Origin of the sequence: Nocardia niigatensis NBRC 100131 (genome assembly GCF_000308655.1) — a bacterium.
GTDB lineage: Bacteria > Actinomycetota > Actinomycetes > Mycobacteriales > Mycobacteriaceae > Nocardia > Nocardia niigatensis.
Genome location: NZ_BAGC01000107.1, coordinates 62,364 through 87,983 on the forward strand (window position 1 = coordinate 62,364; position 25,620 = coordinate 87,983).

Sequence of the window (25,620 nt, forward strand, 5' to 3'; positions counted from 1 at the left end):
TCCCCGCGACGGCTGATTCCCCGAGCGGCTCCGCTGCTCTCCTCTGCCATGTCCTGCAAACTGATCGAGCCCCGGAGCGCCTGCCATGCGACAATCCCCACTCCGACTGGTCCGGCAATAGTGGTTGACGCACAGTGAAACCCGTGTGGCCGGGATTGCTGGAGAGGGGAATCGGAATGTCGGAGCTGCCCGCGTGGTCGGGACAGGACGGGTACGGAGTGCGATTCGAGTGGGGGCTGACCGGTGCGCGGGCACTCGGGCCGGGCTGTGCGGCGCTCGTGGTGATCGATGTGCTGTCGTTCACGACCGCGGTCTCGGTGGCCGTCGAGGCGGGGACACAGGTGTTCCCGTATGCCGCAAGGGATTCGACGGCAGCGGATTTCGCGGTGTCGCGGGATGCCCGGCTGGCGGTCGGGCGCAGCGTCATGGGCGCCGGGAATCCGTGGTCGCTGTCCCCGGCCGCACTGCGCCGGGTGCCGGTGCCCGAACGATTGGTGCTGCCGTCACCGAACGGATCCGCGATTTCCGTTGCAGTCGAGAGGATTCCGGTGGTGGCGGCTTGCCTGAGGAACGCGTCCGCGGTCGGTCGGTGGATCGTGAAGCAGGGCTGGGGGACCGCGGATCGGCCGGTCGGGGTGATCGCCGCCGGAGAACACTGGCCGGACCGGGACGTGCTGCGCCCGGCGCTCGAGGACTGGCTCGGGGCCGGCGCGGTCGTCGCGGCGCTGTCGGAGAACGGTGCGGGGCCGTTGTCTCCGGAGTCGATGGCCACGCGGGCCGGATTCTCGGGCATTCCCGATGTGCCCGCCCTGATCGGTGACTGCGCCTCCGGGCGGGAGCTGGCCGCCATCGGATTCGCCGACGATGTGGCCGTCGCGGTCGAAATCGAGAGCAGCGCAGTGGTTCCCGTGCTGCACGAGGGCCGCTTCGCCGACGCGACGAGGTGATCCACGGGTGCCTGGACACCATCTGCCCGCAATCCGGGGATATCGCCCGCACCGCCGCGCTGGCGGTGGGCCTGCGCGAGACGGTGCCGGGCGTCACAATCGACCGGCAGCGAATCCTCGCAGCAAGCAGTGCATTTCGTGGCGCGGGCGGTGCTGAGCGGCAGCGCCGACCTGATCGTTGCCGGCGGCGTGCAGACCGTGTGTGAGGGCGGCGGCCGGGCTACGTACGGCGGCCAACGTCACCATCATCGAAAGGCTCTGACCCGCGGGACGTTCCAGACGGCGCCTTGTCGGTGGCGTCCACTATCGTCGCGGGCTGTGCTGTTGCTGCTGCGCCGCCCCCAGGTCTCCGCGATCTGGGCGGCACAGCTGCTGTCGATCCTCGGCGATCGGTGCTACGGGCTGGCGATCATGTGGCTCGCCCTCGAACGATCCGGCCCGGCGGTCATGGGCGCGGTCGCCATCGCGGAATCCGTGCCGTTCATCGTGATCGGCACATTCGGTGCGCGCCTGCTCGCGCGCTGTGCCGCCTTTCGGAACCTCGCCGCGATCGATGTCCTGCGCGCGGTGGTGGTCGGCGTCATGCCGGTGCTCTGGAACCTCGGCGGCACCGCCGCCATGCTGGCCGCTGCCGCACTACTCGGCGGGGTTGGCCGCGATCTTCGATCCTTCCCTCGGCGCCCTGGTGCCCGACCTGGTCGATGATGACGAGCGGCCCGCGCTGGTCGCTGCCATGGATCTCAACGGCCGGATCGCGCGCATCGCAGGCCCGGCGCTGGCCGGTGTGCTGCTGCTGGCCGTTCCGGTGCCGGCGCTGTTCATCGCGGACGCAATGACTTTCGCGGTATCGGTGGCCGCGCTGCTGTATCTCGCTGCGTTCCGCTCGGGCGGCGCATCGGCCGGGACCGGCACCGAACCGCCGGCATCCTCGGTCCGGACCGTCTCCGCGCGAGCACTGCTGCGCGAGCATCCAGCGTTGAGTGCCGCGTTCCTCGTCCACGCCGCAGGGTTGTTCCTGACCGCATTGCCGGCCATCGGGTTGCCGCTGCTGCTCGCGCACCAGATCGGTTCGGGCCCTTCGGTATACGGATGGGTTCTCACCACGACCGGCGCCGCCGGGCTGGCGGGCAACCTCACCGCCGGTCGGATCCCGCCGGCGGCGGCATTCCTGCCGCGATTCTGTCTGGCCTGGGCGATCGCCGGTGTACTGATGGTCGCGACCGGTGCCGCCCACAGCCTTTCACCAGTGCTCGTATTCGCGCCGCTGTCCGGATTCGTGACTCCCTTCATCTCGATCACACTCGGCACTCAGCTGGCCGCGCACCCGCAGCCCGCGCGACTGCGACTGCTCTCCGTCAACCACACCGTGATGCGGTCGGCCGGGACCGCGGGCATGGCGATCATTCCGGCGCTCATCGCGCCCGCGCCCGCGCGCGGGTTCATCCTCGGCGGCACCGCACTGGCGGCAGTCGCCCTCACTGCCTGGGCGATCGCCTCGCCGCGACGCCGACGCCGAAAGACACTGAGCCGCAATAGCTCTCCAACGGCATCCGAGCGGGTCGGGAGCTAGGCCACGGATCGTTTCGACGGTTGTGTCACCTGTCGGTTCGACGGTGGCCGTACGCGGCAGCGCAGGCACGTCACATCGGCTCGTCGCCGTATGTCGACGGTCCAGCGTGAGCATCGCCCGCAGCGGGTCGACACCGGCCAGCTCGGCAGATCGGTCAGGCCGATCGTCAGCATGACGACCACTGCGGTGAAATTCATTGCGGCCAAAGAGAATGCCACGATATCCAGGGTCATGGGACTCGGCCCCTCGGTGCGGATGTGCTGATGGAACACCCGAGCCCTCGGTGAGGCCGTCGTGCCCGGCGGCTGCACCCCTGAGGCGTACCTCCACGCTAGCAAATGCAGGCAGTGAGCAACAGTTGCTCTATGCCACGGTTTGATGGCGACGGTGCGGCGAATCAGCCCTGCCGGGGGTGTGTCGAATCAGAGTTGGCGTGGGCGTGTCGAATTGGAGCCGCGGGGGCGGGCCGATCAGAGCTGGTAGCTGTCGATATCGAGGTCGGCGGGGGTCTCGCCGCCCGCGTGGGTGAATGCTGTCAAGGCGTGAATCAGGCCGGACCGGTCGGCTTTTGGCATCTGCTCCACGACGGCGGCGAGCTCACGGCGGCGGTGGGCGGTCACCCCATCGACGACTTCGCGTCCGTGCGCGGTCAATTCGATGATGAGCTCGCGGCGGGAGTCCGGATTCGGTTTGCGGTCCACGAGTCCCGCGCCGACCAGTCGGTCCACCATCCGGGCCGCGGTCGAGGGCTGCACATCCAGCGCGGTCGCCAGGGTGACGACCTTCGACGGCCCTCGGGTCGAGAGGATCATGAGGGTCCGGAACTGCGGGATGGTGATGGAGTCGTCGACCAGTGCCAGTGACCGCGCCGAGAGCGCGACGAGCAATCGGGAAGCGCCCAGCAGGGCATCGGTGATCTCGTCCACCGACTCCGCGGCCATCGCGTCCTTCGCCGCCACCACTACCTCCGCACGTTCTGCCCGCTGTCTGATTGCTCCTATCCTGCCGGTTCGGTTGTGGACGTGTGCATCGGCACCGCCTTCGTGATGAAATCGAACTCGGGCATATGGCAACTGTTGCATACTGCCTGTATCGGGTAGGGTCTCGGGGTCGTGGGAGATCGTGCTGCGCTCCGGCTTCGAAGCGACGGGTGCCGGTGGGGAATGGTCGCTGTGATCGGCGTGGTCGCGGGGTATGCGTCGGTACTGCTGGCCAATCCCCGCCACTTCTATACCGATGACACCGAATCGCAGTACGCCCCGATGTGGGTGATGCTGGGCCGCCACATGCACGCCGGGCGCTTCCCGGCGCTGGTGCCGTGGGAATGGATGTCGGGCAACTACTCCATGGAGGAGGCCGGGCTCTACAACCCGCCGCAGCTGCTGGTCGACTGGTTCGCGCCCGAGGTGGACAACCTGGCGCTCTACGTGACGATCGTGAAGCTGATCTTCTCGATCATCGCGGCGCTCGGCGTCTTCCGCGTGTGCCTGGCCTACGGGGCACGCGGTTCCTGGGCGGCACTGGCGGCCATCGCATTTCCGCTGTCCGGGTGGTTCCTGTTCTTCGACGAATCCAGCTGGGCGACCTCGCTCACCGGAACCGCGTGGATGCTGCACGCGTGGGCCTCGGCGATTCGGTACACCCGCACGCCGGCGGACGAGCGGCGCTGGACCAACGGGCCGACACCGGTGTTCGTGTACCTGTACTTCGCCATCTCCGTCCAATACGTCTTTCCCGCAGTCGAATCCGCCCTGATGATCGGCGCGGTGGCGGTCGGTGAGGTGGTGCGGCAGCGCGACCGGCGGCCGTCGCTGCGGCTGCTGGCGGTGGCGGCGTGCGCGGGCGCGGTCGGGCTCGAGACGTATCTGCCGGGCCTGCTGTCCTCGCCGGTCACCTGGCGGGGCAATGAACGGATTCTGTCCGAGGACTTCCTGACCGTCCCGTGGTCGGAATCGCTGAATGCCAGCCTGCCCAGCACGGTTCCGGCCTTCACAGGCTGGTGGGGCTACGTGCAGCCGATTCCGATGGTGTACATCGCCTGGTTCCTGATCCCGCTGCTCGCCTTCATCGATTGGGGCGCGGTCCGGCGGTCGGCGCGCGAATACACCGGGCCGGTGCTCTTCGCGGTCATCTTCCTGATGTGGACCGCCGGGCCCGGCCGGATCGGCCCGCTGCGCTGGCCCGCGCGGGTCCTGCCCATGCTGGCGGTCGGGCTGCTGGTCCTGGTGTGCCTGTGGCTGAGCCGCCACGGGCGCTTCGGGGTCCGGCGCCGGGGCGTGGCGGCCGCCGTCCTGCTCGGGCTGCTGTTCGTCCGGTCCTTCTGTGCCGCTCCGCATCTGGTGCTCCGGCATCTGATCGCGGTCGCCGTGGTGGCCGCCCTGACCGCGGCGTTCGTCCGCCTGCTCCGCACCCGCGGTCCGGCGGCTGCCATTGCGCTGGCGATCGTGGCCATGTTCCCCATCGCCTACAGCCAGGTGCGCCTGCAAGCGCCCACGCCCATGTCATATCACTTCCCGGAGCGACGGTCCGAGATGACGGCGGCCTTCCCGTATTTCGGCGGCGTCACTCTGCAACTCGCCGACCGGGCCCTGGTGCCGCCGGACGCGCAGAGCGCCGCCGGCGCCTGGGGTTCCCTGGCCTTCGGCAACTACGCCAAGAATCTGGGCTTCGACTACGTGAACGCCTACACACCGATCGGGTACCGGGAGTTCAGCAGACTGCTGTGCATGGGATGGGACGGCAGCACCTGTCCGGCCGCGTTCGGCGCGGCCTTCGCGATCGAACCCACCACGGGGCGTTCGTATGTCGACCTGATGAAGGTGGATCGCGTTGTGCTGCAACGCGCCCAGTACCCCGACGTCGGCGAGCAGCCCGCGCCACCGGGCTGGAAGTGGGTGGACTATCCGGGCCACGAGCGCTACATCTGGGTGCTCGAACGCGAGGGCGGACCGATCTCGACCACCCCGGGCCCCTCCGACGCGCGTGGCGTCACCGCCACCCAGGTCGGGCACGACAGCGTCAGCAGCCACCTGCGTGTCAGCTCGCCCGACGGCGGCAGCCTGGTCTTCGCCCGGCTGGCGTGGCCCGGCTATCGTGTCACCCTCGACGGGCAGCGCATCGGCTTCCGCGCGGTCGCGAATACCTTTGTGGCCGTGGATATCCCACCGAGAACCCCGAAATGCGGACCTGGTGGTCACCTGGCGTCCGCCGGGCTGGAAGATCGGCATCGCCACGGCGCTGGCCGGATTCCTGGGACTGGCTCTGCTGCAATGGCTGTACCGGCGCCAGCGTCAGGACGACGATCTCGAAACCGGGCTGCCCGCAGACGAATTCGATCCGTTCACCGAACCGCTGACACCCGTCCTGGTCTGACCGGCGTTCCGCGGCGAACCGGTCAGGCCGTAGCCCGGCGTGGTTTCTGCCGGGGCTTGACCGGTTGCTCCTCGGCGTCGGGCGACAGCCCGTTGCGAATCATGGTCTGGGCGGTGCGGACCACGGTGTCGAGGGAGCCGCGGCGCGGGTTCCACCACTCGGCGGCCCAGTTCAGCGCGCCCAGTACCAGCATGCGCGCCACCCGGGGATCCAGTTCCGGCCGCAGCAGACCCGCGCCGTCGGCCTCGGCGATGAGGGCGCGCCAGACATCGCCGTACTTGTTCTCCTCCTCGACCTGGCGGGCCCGGATGCGTTCGGGCACCTGGCCCGCATTGCGGATGGCGGCCGTGGCGTAATCGGAGATCTCGAGGACATGGCGAAGATGTGCCTCGGCGGCGGCGTCGATGCGGTCCAGCGGCGACGTCCCGTCCGGGAGGGTGGTGAGGACAGCGCAGACGTGTTCGCGCATGCTGGCGACACCCGCCCACATGACCTCCTCGATGAGGTCATCACGGGAACCGAAATGGTAGTAGATCGCCGGGGCCTGCAGGCCGGCCTGCTCCGCCACATCCGACAGCCGGGTACCGCCATATCCCTTGCGGCTCAGCACGAATGCGGCCGCGTCCAGGATGCGGGCGCGGGTACGCGTGGCCTTGGACTCGGACCCGGGCCCCTCCACGGCCGGAAGATCGGCGGTAGCGGCTGATTTTCTGACCACGCGTAAACTATACGGTCAGCTCAACGCGGTGCGGCGCAGCGCGATTGGCGGTCCGTCGCGATGTGGCGGACGTGCCTGTGGTCACACTGCCGGCTCCCGTACGAGTGCTCGCTCTGCGTGAAGCCATTCGGCGAGCGGCCGCAGGGCGGGGTTTCATGGATGTTCGGCGGTAGCCGTTGCCTATTACCGCGAGATGAGGGCGTTTCGCGCACCAACGGCGGCCGGGTGACGGGGATAGGCTGGACGGCGTGCGGAGGGAGCAATGATGAACGAGCATTTCGGCGCTGCCCTGCCTTCCGTCGCCCCCGACGTGGACCGGAACGTCCGGGCCGCGGCCTCGGAACGGCTGACGGAGGAATTCGGCACGGTGGCGAGCGCCGCCACCGTCGAACGCATCCTCGACAGCTCCTTCGCGCACCTCGACGCCGCCGGCCTCGACCACGAACACTCGGTCGGATTCGCCGAGCGTTTCGCGCGGGAACGATTGACGGCCCTGGCTCTCGCCGAGGGGCGCGCCGTCCGGACCGGCCCGGCCGTGCTGTTCGTCTGCAAGCTCAATGCCGGTCGCTCGCAGATGGCGCTCGGATTCTTCAAACGACTGGCCGGGGACCGGGCGTCAGCGTGGTCGTGCGGCTCGGCGCCGGGCGTGGCGGTAAATCCGCTCGTGGTGGCGGCCATGGCCGAGCGCGGGGTGGACATCGCCGACGAATTCCCGAAGCCGTGGGCCGACGAACTCATGCGCGCCGCCGATGTGGTCATCGACATGGGCTGCGGTGACACCGATCCGATCATCGCAGGTCACCGCTTCGAACAGTGGCCGCTGCCCGATCCGGCCGGCGAGGGCATCGACGAGATCCGCGGCATTCGCGATGACATCGAACTGCGGGTTCGCCGCCTGGTCGCCAACCTCGGACTGGCGGCCTGACGCGCTTCTTCCCTATTGCCGCTGGTTGGGACATATCGCAGCAGGTCACATCGGGAACACGCGATTTCCGGCTAGCGTCGACACCATGCCTGCCGACGAGACCGATATCGACCGTTATGACCCGGAGTACCGGAGCTGGCTGCGCGAGGCCGTCCGCAAGGTTCAGGCCGACGGCAACCGCTCCGCCGACACCCACCTGCTCACCATCCCGCTGCCGGCCGAATGGGGAATCGACCTCTACCTCAAGGACGAATCCACCCATCCCACCGGCAGTCTGAAGCACCGGCTGGCGCGGTCACTGTTCTTGTACGGGCTGTGCAACGGCTGGCTGCGGCCCGGCCGCCCGGTTGTCGAGGCGTCCAGCGGATCCACCGCGGTGTCGGAGGCCTACTTCGCCAAGCTGATCGGCGTGCCGTTCATCGCCGTCATGGCGCGCTCCACCGTGCGGGCCAAGATCGACCTCATCGAATTCCACGGCGGCTCCTGCCACCTCGTCGACGACCCGAGCGAGGTGTACGAGGTCGCGGCCCGGCTCGCCCGCGAACAGGGCGGCCACTACCTGGACCAGTTCACCTACGCCGAGCGCGCCACGGACTGGCGGGGCAACAACAACATCGCCGAATCGATCTTCCGCCAGCTCGAACAGGAGCGGTACCCCGAACCGAGCTGGATCGTCGCCACCGCGGGTACCGGCGGCACCTCCGCCACCCTCGCCCGCTACGTCCACTACACCCAGCGCGACACCGGCATCTGCGTCGCCGACCCGGAGAACTCCGTCTTCCTGGAAGGCTGGCGCACCCTGGACCCGAACATCACCTCCGGCAAGGGATCTCGCATCGAGGGCATCGGCCGGCAGCGCATCGAACCCAGCTTCGTGCCGCATGCCATAGACCGCATGATCCGCGTCCCCGACGCCGCCTCGGTCGCCACCATCCACCTGCTGGAGCGCCTGCTCGGCCGCCGCTGCGGCGCCTCCACCGGCACCGGAGTGTGGGCTTCGTTCGCCGTGATCTCCGGCATGCTCGCCCGCGGGGAAGAAGGCAGCGTCGTCACTCTGCTCTGTGACCCGGGCGAACGCTGTCTCGACAAGTACTACAGCGACGCCTGGTTGGCCCATGAGGGCATCGACCCCACGCCCTACGCTCGCCGCCTGGAGCTCTTCCTCCAGTCCGGCGGCCTCGGCGTCTGATTCCGCTCGTGTGGCGCAGGTTGTCGAGAATGCCTGTGCCACAGCGATTTCAGCTCTCTTTATCCGAGCGTCATCGCCAATACCGATGACGCTTGCCGTCGGTGTCAGCGATGAAGACGACCGCGGCGGCACCGGGCAGGTCGGCAAGGGTGAGCGGGATATGGCCGGGGAGAATCGGTTTGCTCGCGCCGGTCGACCGGGGGAGTGCCGCGCGCAGGGGCGGGACCGGGAAGAGAGTGCGCCGGCGTGTCGCCTCGGCCAATGCGTGCTGGAGCGTGTCCGGGTCGGGCGTGAGGCTGGCGTCGGCCGCGATGAAGAGGTAGCGGTCGGCCAGAGCCTGATGGACGAGGGCGCCGGTATTGGCCCAGGACTTGGCGTCATCGTGGGCAACGCTCAGGTGGGCGTTGTGGGCGAAGACGAGGGACGGGCCGCGGTGTTGCTCCTGGGCGATCAGGGTCAGGAGGTTATCGGCCATCATCTCGGCGCGGAGGCTGGAGAGGACGTCGATGCGGTCGGGGGTGGGGGCGGCCATGGCGGCGTGGTAGCGCAGCAGGCCCCGGGCGGTGCGAGCCTGCGACGCGGCGCGGTCGAAAGCGGCCGGGTCGGCCGGGCGCAGGCCCGCGGACGCCCGGTGCAGGGCGCTGACCACGTCGTCCGCGAGCAGGCGGAGGGTATGGGCGCGGGCGGAGTCGCCGATGGAGGCCGCGGGGTCGTACATGGCGGCCTGGTTGGTCCAGTCGGCGTCGTCGCCGGCCAATTCGTCCAGGTCGCGGGCTGATTCGGGGTGTAGGTCGGCGGGTAGGCGGTCGAGGGCTCGGGCGAGGGCGTGGCGGGGACTCGGGGCGCCCGAGTACTCCACCGGGGCGTCGAAGCCATGGAAGCGCACTCGGTCCTCCGGTGCGCGGTCGGCATTGTGGGCGCGGAGCCATTCGACCAGTTCGCGATTGCCCGGTACCGCACCGAATCCATGGCTGAATCCGGTCGCGAGGACCGTCTCGATGTCCGCTGACCCGCCGCACACGTAGTCGTCGACAATCGACGCGGCGAAGACGTCGGTCTCCAAAATGATCGACCGGTAACCCCGTTCGACGAGATGACCGAGAAACTCGTTGCGCAGCAACGGGAATGCGACGATGCCGTGTGTCGGCTCGCCGAGCGCGAGCAGGGCGGGTGGTTCGGTGCGGGCGGCGAGCAGGGCATCGAGGGCGCGGCCCAGGTTTTCCGGATCATCGACCGGGTGGCCGATGGCACGCAGCGTGGTGGCAGTGGACATGGAGACCCCTTCCAGAAGGAACTACCCTCGACACTATCGTTGAAGAATCGTGTGAAACTTCGTCACTAGCGAACTGGGCTCGAGGGCCCAAACCCTCAATCGGAGGTGCTACCTGCGACCCATCGATCTCGCCCGGGAACACGGTCTTTCCGCACAGGCCGTCCGCAACTACGACGAGGCGGGCGTCCTCCCGCCCACCGAGCGCAGCGACACCGGCTACCGGCTCTACACGCCCCTGCACGCGCAGGCGCTACGCACCTTCCTGGCGCTGCGCCACGGCCACGGCCATCAGCCGGCCACCGACATCATGCGCGCGATCAACCGCGGCGACACCGACGCCGCCTACCGGCTCGTCGACGCCACCCACCTCGCTCTGCACACCGAACGCACGACCCGTACCGAGGTCGCCCGGGCCCTGCGCAGCCTGTCCGCTCCGGTCCCCGCGGCTGCCACCGGCCCGCCGCTGACAGTGGGCGAACTCGCCCGCCGCCTCGGTGTGCACCCGGCGACTCTGCGCAGCTGGGAGACCGAAGGCATCCTGCGCCCCGATCGCGACCGCGCCACCGGCTACCGCCGCTACGGCCCGGACTGCGTCCGCGACGCCGAGATCGCCCGGCAGCTGCGCCGCGGCAACTACCAGCTGTCCCGGATCACCCAATTCCTCGACGCTCTCCGCACGGCGGGCGACACGGACGCCCTGACGGTGTTCCTCGATGCCTGGCAGCAGCGCCTCACCGCCCGCAGTCGTGAGCTCCTCACCGGCGCAGCCCAACTCGACATCTATCTCGGTCTGCTCGAACAGACCAGGTTCTGAGGTAGTTCGGGATCGTTGGTGGCTATGTTCCCGGGGGACAAGGACTTTCGGCCGTAATGGAATCGCGCGGCACCGGGCATGCTCGACGGCACCGATCGGAGCACGGACGCATCGTCCGAGGGAGCGGAAGGAGGTGGTCTACCGGACGAATCCGACACAGCGGTGACCCCACGCCCCCGTTGACGCACCCTCGGTGTTATCAGACGTCCGCTTCAACGGGGGCAACCGCTCGCCGGGACCGCGGTCAGGGCAGCGGCGCGGTCCAGAGGACGCGAGTACCACCGGATTCGCCCGGCGGCCAGCGCCCGCACCACCACCTCGTCGTCCTCGGTGAACTCCTGGCCGTTCACCTTCTCGGCGAGATAGAGACTGCCGAACACCTCGTCGCGCACCTTGACCGGGACGCCCAGGAAACTGTGCATGGGCGGGTTGTGCTGCGGGAACCCGATCGAGGCCGGATGGAGGGAGAGATCCTTCAGCCGCAGCGGTTTCCGCTGCTCGATGAGCAGGCCCAGCACTCCGCACCCGTGTGGCGGGTCGCCGATGAGCACTCGGGTGTGATCGTCGATCCCCTCGTAGACGAACTCCGAGAGGTTGTCACCGCTGCTGCGCGTCTCCCGCACGCCCAGCGCGCCGTAACGCGCATCGACCAGTTCGATGGCGGTGTGCACGATGGTGCGCAGCGTCTCGTCCAGATCCAGGCTCGAGGTGATGACCAGCATCGCGTCGATGAGCCGGTCCACCCGGTCGTGCACATCGACCACTTGCGCGATGCGATCCTGTACCTCGGCGAGGAGTTCACGCAGCCGCCACTGGGACAGGGCTTCCACCATCGGAGTTCTGTCACCCGAAAAGGGCACTACACCGCCCGACATGCGGGGGATTCTTCCACCGCGGTGATTCGGCGCGCGACCAAAGCGCGAACATCCCAAGCGGTTCGGGAAGCGACCGCCGCGGGCTTGCCGAAACGTCAGGGCTGGAGGGGTTTCCGGCGCGGGACGACGCGGCGCCGGCTGATGCGCCAGCCGGACTCGGTGCGCAGGACGGTGTCCTCGTAGATGACGCTCGCGGTGGTGCCGGCAGTCTCGACCGCGAGCCCCTTCGACAGCGCCTGCACGGTATCGGACGTGACCGGCGAGACAACGATATTGGTGACGTGATGTCCGAGCGGATTGCCGTCGCCCAGTTGAAGCGCCATATCGCGCAGGGCATCCCGGCCGATCACGACGCCCGCACCGTAGGCGGTCAGGTCGTAGGCGATGTCGTCGGTGAAGATCTCGTCGAAGTGGTCGAAAGCACCGGCGTCGCTGAGATGTCCATGCAGGGCGAGCAATTCGTGGATGGCCAGGCGATCGGCCGTGGAGATCGGCATGGAACCCAGTGATACGCGGCCGGGGCCGCGATCGCCAGTCCTTTTCCGCGGCTCAGGACAGCGAGAGCGCGGCAGCCGTGAAACGCCAAAGCCGTTCGGCGGCAAGGTCGACCGCTGGCCGCGGATGGACGCGCAACTGCTGGCCGATGCCGTGACGCAGGCCGCCGATCACATACGCGCCCGCGCTGTCGGGGTCGAGATCGGCGGGGATCTCGCCGGTGGCCTGCCCGCGCCGGATGTTGGCGGCGGCCGCGTCGCCGAGATTGCGGATGTAGACGGCCTCGATCTCGGTCAGGCCCGGATCGGGTGCGGCCCGGTTGAGCAGCAGTGCCGCGAGTGGGTGCTCGAAGTGGAAGGCCACGAAACAATGCGTTCGGGCGCGCTCGCGGGTGGCCCAGTCGCCGTCGGCGGGCAGCCGGTCATCGGCGATGGCGTGGCTCAGGCCCTCGTAGAAGTCGTCCCAGATGGCCGCCAGCAGACCGACTTTGGAGCCGAAATGGTGGTACAGCGCGCCGGTGCTCAAACCGGTGCGGCGGGTCAGCGCGCTCAGCTCCAAGGTGCCGTTGGCATGGACCAGTTCGTCGCGGGCCGCGTCCAGAAGTTGTTGACGTCCGATCGGTGCTCGTGCCACAGTCGAAGAATAACAGAACTCAGTTATGTAAAGGATGGCGGGATGAGCGCGAAGGTGACGTCACTGCGTGATCTGGACGGCGATCTGGCCGGGACATACCGGCGCACCGAGAGCAGCGGCGCCGGCGTCGACCCGGCGGTGGTCGAGGCCGATCTGGCGGCGGTGGCGCGAGACGGCTACGTGATCCTGCCCGACCTGCTGACCCCGGCCGAGCTCGACGAGATCCGGGAAAGCGTTGCGCCACTGCTGGGTCGGAGCGGGCGGAACAATTTCGAGGGGCACTCGACGCAGCGCATCTACAGCGTGCTGAACAAGACCCGCTCCTGCGACCGCATCGCCGACCACCCGCGCGTGCTGGCCCTGCTGGACCGGATGTTCATGCCGAACTACCTGCTGTCGATGCTCCAGGTGATCAATATCCTGCCCGGCGAGCAGGCGCAGATGCTGCACACCGACGACGGCTTCTATCCGCTGCCGCGGCCGCGAAAGGGGTTGGGGGCGGCCACCATCTGGGCCATCGACGACTTCACCGCGGACAACGGCGCGACCGACATCATTCCCGGGAGCCATCTGTGGGGTGACCGGCTGCCGGAGGAGTCCGACCGCCGTGAACCCGTGGTGATGCGGGCGGGTAGCTGTGTCTTCTTCCCCGGCACGCTGTGGCATGGCGGCGGCGCGAATCGTTCCGACGAGCCGCGCCTGGCGCTCACCGCTCAATACTGCGAACCGTGGCTGCGCCCGCAGGAGGCGTTCACGCTCTCCATGACTCGCGACACCGTGCGCGCGGTGTCGGAGGACATTCGCCGGATGCTCGGGTACAGCATCCACCCGCCCTTCATCGGACAGGTCGACGGCGTGCACCCCAAGCGGCTCCTGGAACCGGGCGCACCCGCCCTGTAGTGCTCAGCTCGCCAGTTCATGGGCCAGCAGCACGGCGGCCTTCATATCCGGCGCGTACCCGACGCGCCACTGCAACCGGTCGATCGGCGTCACCGAGACCCGGTACCGATCATCGACCCGCTCGAACTTGACGATGACCCGCTCGCTCAGTGGGGGGTGCGTCTTCATGACTTCTCCTGACCCTGAAATGGCGCCCGAGATGACGGATGAGAATTCGCGAGGTAAGAGCGGGAATCTGCCGGCTATTCAATAACTGTAGAAAAACTGAGCCCCGCAAGATACGGGCAATTGTCACATTCTGGACGCACTCTCGAGCATCTCGCGACCACAGCCATCGCAGCTGCCGACAAGGTGACCCGCGAGGGCCGCGGGCGCACCGGGACGTGGCCGCGGCTTCGCCGGCAGGGAATGCGCTAGTTGGCGCGGCGACGGCGAGAAGTGCTGTCGCCGCGCGTGGATGCGGTCCGGCCGGACGCGCCGCGGGTGCGCGTTTCGGCGTGGTCTCCCTGCCGCGCACCGGCTGCGCCGCGGCGCTCGGTCCGGGTGCGAGCGGCGGGCTTGTCGTCGCGGGCGGAACCGGCGCGCGGGTTGTGGCCGTTCGCCGCGGCAGTGGCCGACGTGCGGGACTTCCCGCCGGTGCGGCCGCCCGCGCGGCGCGCAGGCCGGGCGTCGGTGGCGCTATCGGGCTTCCTGGCCGCGGGACGGTCGGGGGTGCGCGCATCGTCGATGCTCTGCGCGCCCTGCCGGCGGCGGTTCCGGGGTGCGGACTGCTTCGCGTCGGCCGCGGCCGGGCGAGTCCGCTTCTTGGGCTGGCGAGCGCCGCGGGCGGGGGTGGCCGAGGTGTCCACGCGGTGCTGCGCGGTGGTCTCGGGCGCGGGAATGGCGACCAGCGGGGCCACCTCGCCGACCAGCTCGGTGACCGCGGGCGAGTCGGGGGTGACCGGCTGCGGGGTGGCGTCGATCTTGGCCTTGCGCATGAGGGCGGCGAGGTCGGAGCGCTGATCGGGGAGGACCAGGGTGATCACGTCGCCGTGGTTGCCGGCGCGGGCGGTGCGACCCGAGCGGTGCAGGTAGGCCTTGTGCTCGGCGGGCGGGTCCACGTGCACCACCAGCTCGACGCCGTCGACGTGGACGCCGCGGGCCGCGACATCGGTGGCGACCAGGACCTTCGCGGCGCCGGCGGCGAACGCGGCGAGGTTGCGATCACGGGCGGGCTGGGTGAGATTGCCGTGCAGGTCCACGGCCGGGATGCCGGCGGTGGTGAGCTGCTTGGCCAGCTTGCGGGCCTGGTGTTTGGTGCGGGTGAACAGGATTCGGCGCTCGGACCCGGAGGCGAGACGGTGCACGACCGCGCGCTTGGCCTCCATGGTCGGCACTTCGAACACGTGGTGGGTCATGGCGGCGACCGGCGAATTCGCTTCGTCGACAGCATGTTTCACAGCATCCGGGAGGAACCGCTTGACGAGCTTGTCGACGCCGTTGTCCAGGGTGGCCGAGAACAGCAGGCGCTGACCGTCATCTGGCGTGGCGGCCAGAATGCGGGTGACGCCGGGCAGGAAGCCCAGGTCGGCCATGTGGTCGGCCTCGTCGATGATGGTGATCTCGACCGAGTCCAGGCTGATCAGGCCCTGCCGCATGAGGTCCTCGAGGCGGCCCGGGCAGGCGATGACGATATCCACGCCGCGCTTCAGCGCCTGCACCTGCCGATGCTGGGAGACGCCGCCGAAGATGGTGGTCACCGACATGCGGTAGGCGGCCGCCAGTGGCTCCAGCGTGGCCGCGATCTGGGTCGCCAGTTCACGGGTGGGTGCGAGCACCAGCCCGGCGGGGTGATTCGGCGCACACCGCTGCGCGCGCTCGCCGAGGCGATCCACCATCGGAATGGAGAACGCCAGGGTCTTTCCGCTGCCGGTCTTTCCGCGCCCGAGCACATCGCGCCCGGCCAGCGAATCGGGCAGGGTGCCGGCCTGGATGGGGAATGGTTCAGTTATGCCGGCGTTGGTGAGCGCACGGACCAGGGGGTCGCGGACGCCGAGCGCGGTAAAGGAAGCAGGGGCAGAAGTCATCGGTGTTGCAGTGCCTTTCGGGCATCGGGTGTGTGCCCGAGCCGTGCTGCGGATATTTGGGTCCGCGCCGAGGGCACAAGGTGGCGAGATTGCCAGCGGGCAAAATCGATCGCCGTAAGGAAAGCTAAGCCGCGCAGTGGGGGCTGCTTGGAAGTTCGAAGCGATCTACGACGCGGGTGTGACCGTGCGTTTGTCTGGGCCCGGCACATCCATGATCAACAACGTGTTCGCTGGGAGTCTACCCGGTCCCGGAACTGGCCTCGAACGCGGGGAGCGCGGGCAGTTGGGGCAGGGGCGGGGCGTGCAGCCAGCTGTCCCACAGTGATCGCAGTGACCCGGTGCTGTAATGCCCGGCCAGGTCGGTGAATTCGTCGGTGCTGACGGTGGCGTGGCGATATCGGGCGGTCCAGGCACGCAACAGATCGAAGAAGGCGGGATCGCCGAGTGTGAGCCGCAACGCATGCAGGGTCAGCGCACCCCGCTTGTAGACGCGGTCGTCGAACATGAGGTCCGTTCCCGGATCGGCGAGCAGCAGGTCTTGTGGCAGTCGCACCAGATTGCGGTGCGCGGTGCGGGCCAGTTGGTCCGCGCTCGGCCCGCCGGCCGCCTCGGACCAGATCCATTCCGCGTAACAGGCGAAGCCCTCGTGCAGCCAGATGTCGCGCCACTGCCCGATGGTCAGGCTGTTGCCGAACCACTGGTGTGCCAGCTCGTGCGCGACCAGCCGCTCGGAGCCGCGCCGCCCGTCGCAGTGATTCGCCCCGAACACCGAAATGCCCTGTGCCTCAACGGGAATCTCGAGATCGTCGTCGGTGACCACCACCGTGTACGCCTCGAACGGGTATGGCCCGAACCGGTCGGTGAAGACCTCCATCATCTGCGGCTGCCGCGCGAAGTCGTGCTCGAAGGCGGCGCGCAGCCGCGGCGGCAGCACCGCTTGCATGGGCACCGTGCCGCGCGGCGCCTCGACCCGCTGCTTGCGGTACTGGCCGATCTGGATGGTGGCCAGATAGGAGGCCATCGGCTCGGGCTGCTCGTACACCCAGGTGGTCTGGCTGGCCTTGGTCTGCTTGCGCACCAGGGTGCCGTTGGCCTGCGCGTAGTACGGCGAGTCGGTGGTGATCGAAATCCGGTAGCTGGCCTTGGAACTCGGGTGATCGTCACACGGGAACCAGGAGGCCGCGCCATTGGGCTGACTGGCCACCAACGCGCCGTCGGTGAGCTCCTCCCACCCGACCTCGCCCCACGGCCCGCACACCGGCCGGGGCGGGCCCGCGTACTGCACGGTGAGCGCCAGCACGCCACCCGCCGGAATCCGATAGCGCGGCGTGATCACCAATTTGCCGCGCTGATGGGTGAATTTGGCGGGCTTGACGCCGTTCACGAACACCTTGGACACCGCCAGCGCCTGGGACAGGTCCAGCGCGAACCGATCTCGCACTCCGGTCGTGACCGCGGTGATGTCCGCGCGCCCGGCCAGCCGGTTACTGGCGACCTTGTACACCAGCTCCAGCTCGTAGCGGGAGACCCGGTAGCCGCGATTCCCGTTCTGCGGCAGGTATTCATCGATGGGGGCGTCGAGCCGGCCGGTCATCAGCGGCGTCCCTCCGGCCAGGGCGCGATCGGGTTGCCCCACCAGCGGGTGGACGGCGGCACGCTGTCGCCGCGCATGACGAGCGACGCGGGGCCGATGGTCGCGCCCGCGCCGATCACGCTGGCGGGCAGGGCGACACAGTGCGGGCCGAGGGTGGCGCCCGCGCCGAGGGTGACCGTGTCCATGGCCATGATGCGGTCGTGGAACAGGTGGGTCTGCACCACGCAGCCGCGTTCGACGGTCGCGCCGTCACCGAGTGTCACCAGGTCAGCCTCCGGAAGCCAATAGGATTCGCACCATACCCCGCGGCCGATGGTCGCGCCGAGTCCACGCAACCAGACATTCAGGACGGGTGTGCCGGTGGCGGCGCGCGCGAACCACGGCGCGGCGACATGCTCGACGAAGGTGTCGGCGACCTCGTTGCGCCACACGAACGAGCTCCACAGCGGATGCTCCTCGGTGCTGATCCGGCCCACCAGCAGCCATTTCGCGATCACCGAGGACGCGCCGGCGACCGCGCCCGCGGCCAGCAGCACCACACCGCTGAGCAGCGCGGCGGCCGGATGACCGAGGGTATGGGCCAGCCAGGCGAGGGCGAACAGCACCCCGAGGCCGATGGCGAAGGTCACGAACACCGGGATCAGCCGGCAGGTCTCCACCACCGCGCGGGCCACGCGCAGCCGGAACGGCGGATCGAAGGTGCGCGCGGTGTCACCGGATTCGGCGGCGCGGCGCAGCCGGGTGGGCGGGCTGCCCAGCCACGATGACCCGGCCTTGGCCTTCGACGGCGCCGCGGACAGCACGGCGACCAGGCCGTTCTTGGGCACCCGTCGCCCGGGCGCGGTCATGCCGGAATTGCCGAGGAAGGCGCGCTTGCCGACCTTGGCCTCGCCGATGCGCAGCCAGCCGCCGCCGAGTTCGTAACTCGCGACCATGGTGTCGTCGGCCAGGAACGCGCCGTCGGCGACGACGGTGAACTTCGGCAGCAGCAGGACCGTCGAAACCTCCACGCGCTTGCCGACCTTCGCGCCCAGCAGCCGCAGCCACACCGGAGTCAGCAGGCTCGCGTAGAGCGGGAACAGGAAGGTGCGCGCGGAATCCAGCAGCCGTTCGGTGGCCCACGCCTGCCAGCCCTGGCGGCTGCGCACGGGGTGATGGCCCTCGGTGAGCCCGATGGCGAGCAGCCGCACGGCCACGATGGTGACCGCCGCGTAGACGCCCAGCACCAGCAGCATGGCGACCGGCAGGATGGCGAAGCCGCGCCCGAATCCGGCTGCCAGCGTGCGGGTGTCGCGAATCCACCAGGCGATCAGCAGGCCGCCGGTACCCAGCGCGAAGATCGGCACCGAGGCCAGCACCATGGAGGTGATGCCGAAGATCGCCACCCAGTGCGAGGCCCGCGCGGGCGTCTCGTCGGGCCAGCGGTGCTGTGCCCGGCCGACTTTCACGGCGGGGGAGCCCGCCCACTCCTGTTCGGCCTTCACCTTGCCAGCGACCGAGGATCCCGGCGCGATCTCGGCATTGCGGCCGATCTTGGTGCCGGGCAGCAGGATCGAGCGGGCGGCGACGACCGCGCCCGGCCCGATCTCGATGGGGCCGATGTGCACGAGGTCGCCGTCGATCCAGAAGCCGGACAGGTCCACCTCGGGTTCGACGCTGCAGCCGTCCCCGAGTTCCAGCATGCCGGTGACCGGCGGCAGCGTATGCAGGTCGACGCCCCGGCCCACCTTCGCGCCCAGCGCCCGCGCGAACGGCACCATCCACGGTGCGCCCGACAGGTTCTCGGCGCCGCTGGCCTCGGATAGTCGCACGGCCGTCCACAGCCGCAGATGCACCCACCCGCCACGCGGGTAGGTGCCGGCGGTCACCCCGCGCAACAGCAGCCGGGAACCCGCCACGCACAGCGCCATCCGGCCGGGCGGGGAGATGAAGAGCAGGAACGCCACCGCCATCCACCACCACGACAGGTGCGGCAGCCAGGGCAGCGAGCCCGACCAGGCGGCGACATTGCCGACGATCGCCAGCCAGGTCAGCCATTGCAGGCCGGTCAGGGTGGTGAGCGGAATCGTGGCCAGCACCTGGAACAACTGCGCCGACCGCGGGACCGGCCGGACCGTGCGCTCCTCGACCGCGGCGGTCGGTTCGGAACTGTCGAGCAGGGCGGCCAGCGCGCCCAGGCGCGGATGGTCGTAGAGGTCGGCGACGGCGATGCGCGGATTGCGTTCGCGCAGCGCGGCCACCAGCTGGGCCGCGGCGAGCGAGCCGCCGCCCAGATCGAAGAAGTCGGCGTTCGGGTCGGTGACCTCCGCGCCGAGAATCGAATCCCACAGTCCCGCGACCCACCGCTCGGTCTCGGACAGGCCGCCCTCGGGGGTGGCGGCGGTGGCCTTGGGCAGCGGCCAGGGCAGCGCGTCGCGGTCGACCTTGCCGGAGGTGCGGGTCGGCAGTTCCCCGACCACGGCCAGTCGCGGGACCAGCGGGGCCGGAAGCTGTTCGGCGAGAATGTTTCTCGCGGCGGTGAGGTCGTAGCCGGCGTCGGGTCCGGTCAGGTAGCCGACCAGGATCTTGTTGCCCGCCTTGGTGGTCCGGATCGCGGCCGCCGCTCCCGTGACGCCCGGCAGATGCTGCAGGGCGCTGTCGATCTCGCCGAGTTCGATGCGGCGGCCGCCGAGTTTGATCTGGTCGTCGGCGCGGCCGAGGAAGACCAGTCCCTCGCGGTCGTTGCGCACCAGATCGCCACTGCGGTAGGCGCGTTCCCAGCCGACCGACGGCAGCGGCGCGTACTTCTCGGCATCCTTGGCCGGGTCCAGATAGCGCGCCAGGCCGACGCCGCCGATCACCAGTTCACCGGATTCGCCCTCGCCCACCGGATTTCCGGCCGCGTCGATGACGGTCAGGTCCCAGCCGTCCAGCGGCAACCCGATGCGGATGGGGAAGCCGCCGTCGAGCAGCGCGGCGCAGGCCACGACGGTGGCCTCGGTGGGGCCGTAGGTGTTCCACACCTCCCGTTCGGAATCCTGTTTGCCGGCAAGCCGTTCGGCCAGCTCTGGCGGCACGGCCTCGCCGCCGAAGATGAGCAGTCGCACCGGTTCGAGCGCCTCGGCGGGCCAGGTGGCCGCCAGCGTCGGGACGGTCGAGACGATGCTGATCTCCCGGCGGACCAGCCACGGCCCCAGATCGGCGCCGGTTCGTACCAGGGCGCGCGGCGCGGGGACCAGGCAGGCGCCGTGCCGCCACGCCAGCCACATCTCCTCGCAGGAGGCGTCGAAGGCGACCGACAGTCCGGCCAGCACCCGATCCCCGGGCCCGATCGGGGCGTCCTGGAGGAACAGGCGCGCCTCGGCGTCCACGAACGCCGCGGCGTTGCGATGGGTCACCGCAACGCCTTTCGGGGTTCCGGTGGAGCCGGAGGTGAAGATGATCCACGCGTCGTCGGCGGGGGTGGGCGCGGTGGTGGCGGCGAGCCCGTCACCGGGTTCCCTTGCGACGCCGGTGGACTCGATCCCGGCCGCGGTGACGATGGCCGAGACCTCGGCCTCGCCGAACACCAGGCGGGCGCGTTCGTCGGGATCGTCGGCGTCGACCGGGACGTACGCGCCGCCGGCGTGCAGGACCGCCAGGATCGTGATGTACAGCCCGCGTGTTCCGGACGGCATGCGCACGCCGACCCGGTCGCCCGCCCGCACCCCGGCCGCGGCGAGGCGTTCCACCTCGACCGCGATCTCGGCGAGCAACTCCGCGTACCCCAGCTCGACCTCACCGTCGTCGAGCGCGGGTGCGTCGGGGTAAGTCGCGGCGGTGGCGGCGAGAATATCGATCAGGGTGCGGGCCGGTGGCGCGAGAGCGGCCCCGAGCATCGGGTTCGGGTCGATCTCGGTATCTGCCTGCTGTTGCGGCATTAGGTCCTGCCCACCTCTCGTGGAACCATCCGGCGCTTCTGCGTTGGTTGTTTCATACGAGAGTTACCGACAGGCAAACTGTGAGGCGGCCATTGGCCCACGGTACCGGTCCGGCCTGGTCGTCCCGTGTTCACCTGGCGGCAATGCGGGGACTGCGAGTGCGGTTACGCGTGGTACTGAGAGAAGAACTGCCAGATCACGTCGGTGGCGTCGAACTGGTGGGTGACCTTGCCGACAATCGCCTGCGGCAGGTATTGCGGCCCGTCCGGCCAGGTGTGACCGCCCTCGGCGACCGAATAGAGCTGAACCTTGGCGCCGTTCGCGCAGTCGGAGGACCGCAGGGTGACCGTGGTGCCGTCGTCGGTGCGCTGCGGGAGCGTGGTCGTGGTGGCCGCGTCACAGGAGTTCTTCTCCCGCCACAGCTGCTGGGTGGCGTCGACCGAGAGCACCGGGCTCGAACCCGGTCCGTGGTGGCCGGAGGTGACGCGTACGACGCCACCGCCATACGGGACGATCGGATCGGAGATGCCGTGGATCTCGAGCACCGGCAGGGAATGAGCTGGGGTGCAGGCGGATACGTCGGCCTGGGGGAGCGGGCCCGCCACCGGGGCGATGGCGGCCAGCTTGCCGGACAGCCGGCAGCCGAGGTCCTCGGTGAACATGCCGCCGTTGGACATGCCGGTGGCGTAGACGCGGGCGGGATCGACGGAGTCGTTCGCGATGATCCGGTCGATCACGGCCGCAACGAAACCCACGTCGTCGATATCGGCGGCGCTGGCGTTGGTGTCATCGCCGCGGCCGTCGTTCCAGGACTTCTCATAGCCGTTCGGATAGACGGCGATGAAACCGTCGGCGTCGGAGGCCTTGTCGAAGCCGAAGGAATCGGCCATGTTCTCGGCCTTGCCGCCGCCGCCGTGAAAGGCGAGCACGGCGGGCGCCAGGCCCTGGGGTCGGTTGGCGGGGTAGTGGATGATGTATTGCCGCTGCAGTCCGCCGTATTCGAGGGTGACGGTGGTATCGCCGGCGGCGCGGGCCTGCGGGTGCCCGCACCCGGCGGCCATGAATGCGGTGGACAGCAGGATCGCGGCGGCGAATCTCGGTGCGTTCACGGGGGAAATCGTAGAGACGCAGCCTGAAGCTGAGCTGAAGCTTCGGATCAGCTGTGAGCCCGGATGGCGGCCAGCGCCGCGCCGGCGACTTCGTGTGGCGGAGGCCCGATTTCGATGCTGACGATGTGCTCGTCGGGGCCCGGCGGCTCCAGCGTGCCGAGCTGGGAATCGAGCAGATCCGGCGGCATGAAATGGTCCATGCGCGCGGTGAGGCGGCGCTGCAACTCCTCCCGCGATCCGGTGAGATGCAGGAAGGTCAGTACCGCGCCGGGGCGCCCGGCGAGGCTGCGGCGCAGCACGTCCCGGTACGAGCGCTTCAGCGCCGAGCAGGTGACGATGGCCGAGCGGCCGGCCGTGTACTCCTCGGACATCCAGGCCGCGATGGCGGCCAGCCACGACTCCCGATCGGCGTCGGTGAGCGCGTGGCCCGCCGCCATCTTCGCGATATTGGCCGGCGGGTGCAGGTCGTCGCCCTCCAGGAGATCCCAGCCCAGGCTGCTCACCAGCATGCCCGCGACCGTGGATTTCCCGGATCCGGAGACGCCCATGAGCACCACGATCTGCGGTCGCTCGGGGATTGCCATCATCGCTCCCGGACGATCGCGCTCAGGGCGAGGACGCCCGCCGGCCCGGCCAGTGAGATCACACATTCCATGAGGCTCCACGATTTCAGCGTCTGCACGACGTCCAGGCGTAGATACTCCTTGACCATCCAGAATCCGGCGTCATCGACCTGCGACAGGAACAGCGCACCCGATCCGATCGCCAGCACCATGAGCGCCACGTGAGAGGTACCTTGCCCGGCCGCGACCGGGGCCAGAATGCCCCGACGCCGTCATCGCCGTGACGGTCGCCGAGCTGGTGGCGACCCGGATCAGCGCTGCCGAGAACGGGAGAACCGAACACGAGCTCATGCCGACCCTGGCCAATCCGCAGGCCCTGCTGGGCGCATCACGCCGCGGCTAGGGCACGATCAGGTACCACTCCGCCCACGGGCCCTGCAACGGCCAGCTGTTGGCGAACAGCTTGGCCACACCCATCCCGACCCACAGGTCGACGGTCTGCGTCTCACCCGGACCCGCACCGGTGTGGACGTACACGTCCCGTGATCCGCCGCCCGCGGACCCCAGCCAGCCCAGCACGATGTGATTACCGCACGGCCCGCTCAGATACCCCAGTGGCGTCACGTGCGCGGTCACATGGCCGGGCATGCCGTGCGCGGCCTCCAGACCGACCGCGATCTGCCCCGCGCAGAAGTTCGCGTCCCCGAAAGTGAACACGGTGGTGCCGAACGGCGCCCACTGCGGCAGCCAATCCGCCTGTGCCGGGGGCGCACCCACGCCGCCGCCCAGCGCGAGTCCGGCCGCCGCGATCACCCCCGCCAGCATCCGTACAGTCCTCATCATCGGATGTCCTTCCGGCCGGCCGAATTCCGCGACCGCACAGCCCGGCTCCCGCCATCCGGCCCCGAGACGACCCCCGACGACTCGCCCCGTTGCGCGCGGAAGCCGTTCTCCTCCAGCCTATCCAATCGGCACAGCCCGAATACCCCCATTTCGGGCACCATGCCGGGGCTGGAAACCGGTTGGGGCGGGCCGTGGAACCGGTCGGGGCGGGCAGCGGACTCGGCCCCGGGTGCCCGGTATTGTCTGCGGTGCAGGTAGATCGGGAGGATTTGGTTGGCTGAGCAGCTCCGAACCGGCGTGGTCTTCGCCGGATATCGGGTCGAGCGACTACTGGGTGCCGGTGGAATGGGCGAGGTGTACCTGGCCCGGGACCGGGACCTACCCAGGTTCGTCGCATTGAAGCTGCTCAACCGCGTGGCCAGCGATGACGACGAGACCCGGCAGCGCTTCCTGCGCGAGGCGAACATCATTGCCCGGCTGTCGCATCCGAACATCGTCACCATCTACGCGCGCGGCGAGGAACAGGGACAGCTGTGGCTGGCCATGGCCTACGTCGACGGCTCCGACCTGGCCGCCGAACTCCTCGACGGACCGCTGGAGCTCGGTCGTGCGGCCGCCATCACCGCGGACCTGGCGCGCGCACTCGACTACGCCCACGAGGCGGGTGTGCTGCACCGTGACGTCAAGCCGGCCAATATCCTGCTCACCGCGCAGCCGCGAGAGTGGGCGCTGCTCACCGACTTCGGCATCGCCGAGTCCCGGCACGAGGTGCGCGGCATCACCGAGAACGGCGAGGTGGTGGCCAGTTTCCAGTACACTGCGCCGGAGCGCTTCAACGGCGAGGCCCGGGTCGACCGGCGCGCCGACGTCTACTCCCTCGGCTGCACCCTGTTCGAAATGCTCACCGGCGCACCGCCGTTTGCCGACACCGATCTGCCCCGGCTGATCTACCGGCACGTCAAGGCGCCCGTGCCCTCGGTGCGGGAACGGAATCCGGCGCTGCCCGCCGCCTTGGACCCGGTGCTGGCCCGGGCCATGGCGAAGAATCCGCGGGCCCGATTCGCCACCTGCACCGAGCTGTCGGCCGCGGTGAACGAGGCGATCGCCGGGGCGCGGCCCAAGGTTGCGGTTCCGCCACCACGGGAGACGCACAGTCACAAGGCGATTCCCTCGTCGCGACAAGGGAGCCGTTCGCGCACGCTGCTGGTGTTCCTGGCCGTGGCGCTGCTGGCCGGCGCCGCCGCCGCGGCCGTCGGCCTTCTGACCACGCTCGCCGATTCCGGCTCGCACAGTGCGGCCGGGACCCCGACCAGCTCCACCGCGCCCGTGCCCACCCGCCGCAGCGCCAGCGCCGTCCCCACCACCATCAGCGCCTCCGCCGGCGCGGGCGCGGCCGCCGACGGCTGCCAGTCCCGCCGCACCCCGGACGGGGTGACCGGCACCGATCCGGGTGGCATCGGCAGTGGCCCGGACGCCGTTCTCGCCTTCGAGTACGCCTACTACGTGCTCCGCTCCGGCAGCGTCGCACGGGAATTCGTGGCCGGGGACGCGGCCAATGTCGCGGACGCGGCCAAGATCCAGAGCGGCATCGACTCCCTGCCCATCGGCACCCGCTACTGCGTGCAGGTCAGCCGGATCGCCGCGGCCGACGACGACCACTGGGCGGTGAAGGTCGCCCAGCAGCGTCCCGGTGAACTTCAGGACGTTTTCACCCAGACCGTCACCACGCGAACCGTCGGCAGCCGGACCCTGATCACCTCCATTGTCGAGGAGTAGCACTGGCAGTTGCTGTTTCACAAAAGGGGTGGGTGTGCTGACGGGCTGCTAGGGTGCGA

21 protein-coding genes and 4 pseudogenes are annotated in these 25,620 nt (G+C 69.4%); 11 read left to right on the forward strand and 14 right to left on the reverse strand.

Annotated features, from left to right (window positions below; genetic code table 11):
* Nucleotides 1-176 precede the first annotated feature (176 nt).
* The 4 genes and pseudogenes from ON33_RS32220 to ON33_RS32230 all read left to right on the forward strand — a co-directional run bounded on the left by ON33_RS32220 (nt 177) and on the right by ON33_RS32230 (nt 2,517).
* Nucleotides 177-947, forward strand: a complete 771-nt coding sequence (locus ON33_RS32220; RefSeq protein WP_040862917.1) for a 2-phosphosulfolactate phosphatase — start codon at nt 177-179, stop codon at nt 945-947.
* Nucleotides 938-1,154: pseudogene (locus ON33_RS43690) on the forward strand (thiolase family protein); the annotation flags it as partial. The gene ON33_RS32220 and the pseudogene ON33_RS43690, both read left to right, overlap by 10 nt.
* Before the next feature lie 111 nt (nt 1,155-1,265).
* A complete protein-coding gene (locus ON33_RS42395) occupies nt 1,266-1,652 on the forward strand; it encodes an MFS transporter (RefSeq protein WP_040862918.1) in 387 nt (128 codons plus the stop codon).
* Nucleotides 1,597-2,517, forward strand: coding sequence for an MFS transporter (locus ON33_RS32230; protein WP_157184836.1), 921 nt, complete (start codon nt 1,597-1,599; stop codon nt 2,515-2,517). The genes ON33_RS42395 and ON33_RS32230 overlap by 56 nt, the downstream gene beginning before the upstream one ends.
* Nucleotides 2,518-2,987: 470 nt before the next feature.
* Here the strand turns inward: ON33_RS32230 and ON33_RS32235 are convergent, their stop codons facing one another.
* Complete coding sequence (locus ON33_RS32235; RefSeq protein WP_040862966.1) at nt 2,988-3,458, reverse strand: MarR family winged helix-turn-helix transcriptional regulator; 471 nt, start codon at nt 3,456-3,458, stop codon at nt 2,988-2,990.
* Nucleotides 3,459-3,680: 222 nt separating this feature from the next.
* Between ON33_RS32235 and ON33_RS32240 the strand changes: the two are divergent.
* A pseudogene (locus tag ON33_RS32240) lies at nt 3,681-5,889 on the forward strand (hypothetical protein).
* 22 nt (nt 5,890-5,911) lie between these two features.
* Here ON33_RS32240 and ON33_RS32245 read toward each other — a convergent pair.
* A complete protein-coding gene (locus ON33_RS32245; RefSeq protein ID WP_083869455.1) occupies nt 5,912-6,607 on the reverse strand; it encodes a TetR/AcrR family transcriptional regulator in 696 nt (231 codons plus the stop codon).
* Between the two features lie 265 nt (nt 6,608-6,872).
* Between ON33_RS32245 and ON33_RS32250 the strand changes: the two genes are divergently transcribed.
* Nucleotides 6,873-7,532: an arsenate reductase ArsC gene (locus ON33_RS32250; RefSeq protein WP_040862967.1), complete on the forward strand. Its 660-nt coding sequence runs from the start codon at nt 6,873-6,875 to the stop codon at nt 7,530-7,532.
* 85 nt (nt 7,533-7,617) lie between these two features.
* Nucleotides 7,618-8,721: a PLP-dependent cysteine synthase family protein gene (locus tag ON33_RS32255; RefSeq protein WP_040862921.1), complete on the forward strand. Its 1,104-nt coding sequence runs from the start codon at nt 7,618-7,620 to the stop codon at nt 8,719-8,721.
* Between the two features lie 70 nt (nt 8,722-8,791).
* Here ON33_RS32255 and ON33_RS32260 read toward each other — a convergent pair whose 3' ends face one another.
* Nucleotides 8,792-9,994 carry an erythromycin esterase family protein gene (locus tag ON33_RS32260; protein ID WP_040862922.1) on the reverse strand — a complete coding sequence of 401 codons (1,203 nt, stop codon included), beginning with the start codon at nt 9,992-9,994 and terminating at the stop codon, nt 8,792-8,794.
* 112 nt (nt 9,995-10,106) lie between these two features.
* Between ON33_RS32260 and ON33_RS32265 the strand changes: the two genes are divergently transcribed.
* Nucleotides 10,107-10,808 (forward strand): TioE family transcriptional regulator, encoded by a 702-nt coding sequence (locus ON33_RS32265; protein WP_040862923.1) that lies wholly within the window; start codon nt 10,107-10,109, stop codon nt 10,806-10,808.
* Between the two features lie 293 nt (nt 10,809-11,101).
* Here the strand turns inward: ON33_RS32265 and ON33_RS32270 are convergent.
* From ON33_RS32270 to ON33_RS32280, 3 genes and pseudogenes are all read right to left on the reverse strand, one after another.
* Nucleotides 11,102-11,683: pseudogene (locus ON33_RS32270) on the reverse strand (GAF domain-containing protein); the annotation flags it as partial.
* A gap of 95 nt (nt 11,684-11,778) precedes the next feature.
* On the reverse strand, nt 11,779-12,180 hold the full coding sequence (locus tag ON33_RS32275) for a nuclear transport factor 2 family protein (protein ID WP_040862924.1): 402 nt from the start codon (nt 12,178-12,180) through the stop codon (nt 11,779-11,781).
* Nucleotides 12,181-12,232: 52 nt separating this feature from the next.
* Nucleotides 12,233-12,811: a TetR/AcrR family transcriptional regulator gene (locus ON33_RS32280; RefSeq protein WP_040862925.1), complete on the reverse strand. Its 579-nt coding sequence runs from the start codon at nt 12,809-12,811 to the stop codon at nt 12,233-12,235.
* Between ON33_RS32280 and ON33_RS32285 the strand changes: the two genes are divergently transcribed.
* On the forward strand, nt 12,749-13,711 hold the full coding sequence (locus ON33_RS32285) for a phytanoyl-CoA dioxygenase family protein (RefSeq protein ID WP_505792500.1): 963 nt from the start codon (nt 12,749-12,751) through the stop codon (nt 13,709-13,711). The genes ON33_RS32280 and ON33_RS32285 overlap by 63 nt on opposite strands.
* 3 nt (nt 13,712-13,714) lie before the next feature.
* Here the strand turns inward: ON33_RS32285 and ON33_RS41885 are convergent, their stop codons facing one another.
* The 7 genes and pseudogenes from ON33_RS41885 to ON33_RS40210 all read right to left on the reverse strand — a co-directional run.
* On the reverse strand, nt 13,715-13,879 hold the full coding sequence (locus ON33_RS41885) for a hypothetical protein (protein ID WP_157184837.1): 165 nt from the start codon (nt 13,877-13,879) through the stop codon (nt 13,715-13,717).
* 245 nt (nt 13,880-14,124) lie between these two features.
* Nucleotides 14,125-15,777 carry a DEAD/DEAH box helicase gene (locus ON33_RS32290; protein WP_083869457.1) on the reverse strand — a complete coding sequence of 551 codons (1,653 nt, stop codon included), beginning with the start codon at nt 15,775-15,777 and terminating at the stop codon, nt 14,125-14,127.
* A 238-nt stretch (nt 15,778-16,015) separates the two neighbouring features.
* Nucleotides 16,016-17,371, reverse strand: a complete 1,356-nt coding sequence (locus tag ON33_RS32295) for a M1 family metallopeptidase (RefSeq protein WP_051153252.1) — start codon at nt 17,369-17,371, stop codon at nt 16,016-16,018.
* Nucleotides 17,371-21,270 carry a Pls/PosA family non-ribosomal peptide synthetase gene (locus ON33_RS32300; RefSeq protein ID WP_040862927.1) on the reverse strand — a complete coding sequence of 1,300 codons (3,900 nt, stop codon included), beginning with the start codon at nt 21,268-21,270 and terminating at the stop codon, nt 17,371-17,373. Before ON33_RS32300 ends, ON33_RS32295 begins: the two co-directional genes overlap by 1 nt.
* Before the next feature lie 164 nt (nt 21,271-21,434).
* Nucleotides 21,435-22,379, reverse strand: a complete 945-nt coding sequence (locus tag ON33_RS32305) for an extracellular catalytic domain type 1 short-chain-length polyhydroxyalkanoate depolymerase (protein ID WP_245550949.1) — start codon at nt 22,377-22,379, stop codon at nt 21,435-21,437.
* Nucleotides 22,380-22,426: 47 nt separating this feature from the next.
* On the reverse strand, nt 22,427-22,963 hold the full coding sequence (locus ON33_RS32310) for a gluconokinase (protein ID WP_245550951.1): 537 nt from the start codon (nt 22,961-22,963) through the stop codon (nt 22,427-22,429).
* Nucleotides 22,963-23,263 (reverse strand): annotated as a pseudogene (locus ON33_RS40210) (GntT/GntP/DsdX family permease); the annotation flags it as partial. The pseudogene ON33_RS40210 and the gene ON33_RS32310, both read right to left, overlap by 1 nt.
* On the opposite strand from ON33_RS40210, the gene ON33_RS44150 reads away from it, so the two are divergent.
* Nucleotides 23,223-23,345, forward strand: coding sequence for a hypothetical protein (locus ON33_RS44150; protein WP_281033258.1), 123 nt, complete (start codon nt 23,223-23,225; stop codon nt 23,343-23,345). The pseudogene ON33_RS40210 and the gene ON33_RS44150 sit on opposite strands and share 41 nt — an antisense overlap.
* Here ON33_RS44150 and ON33_RS32320 read toward each other — a convergent pair.
* The gene (locus ON33_RS32320) at nt 23,342-23,785 is read right to left on the reverse strand and encodes a hypothetical protein (protein WP_157184838.1); all 444 of its coding nucleotides are present in this window, start codon (nt 23,783-23,785) and stop codon (nt 23,342-23,344) included. The genes ON33_RS44150 and ON33_RS32320 overlap by 4 nt on opposite strands.
* A 273-nt stretch (nt 23,786-24,058) precedes the next feature.
* Between ON33_RS32320 and ON33_RS44155 the strand changes: the two genes are divergently transcribed.
* Nucleotides 24,059-25,561 (forward strand): serine/threonine-protein kinase, encoded by a 1,503-nt coding sequence (locus ON33_RS44155; RefSeq protein WP_157184839.1) that lies wholly within the window; start codon nt 24,059-24,061, stop codon nt 25,559-25,561.
* Nucleotides 25,562-25,620 lie beyond the last annotated feature (59 nt).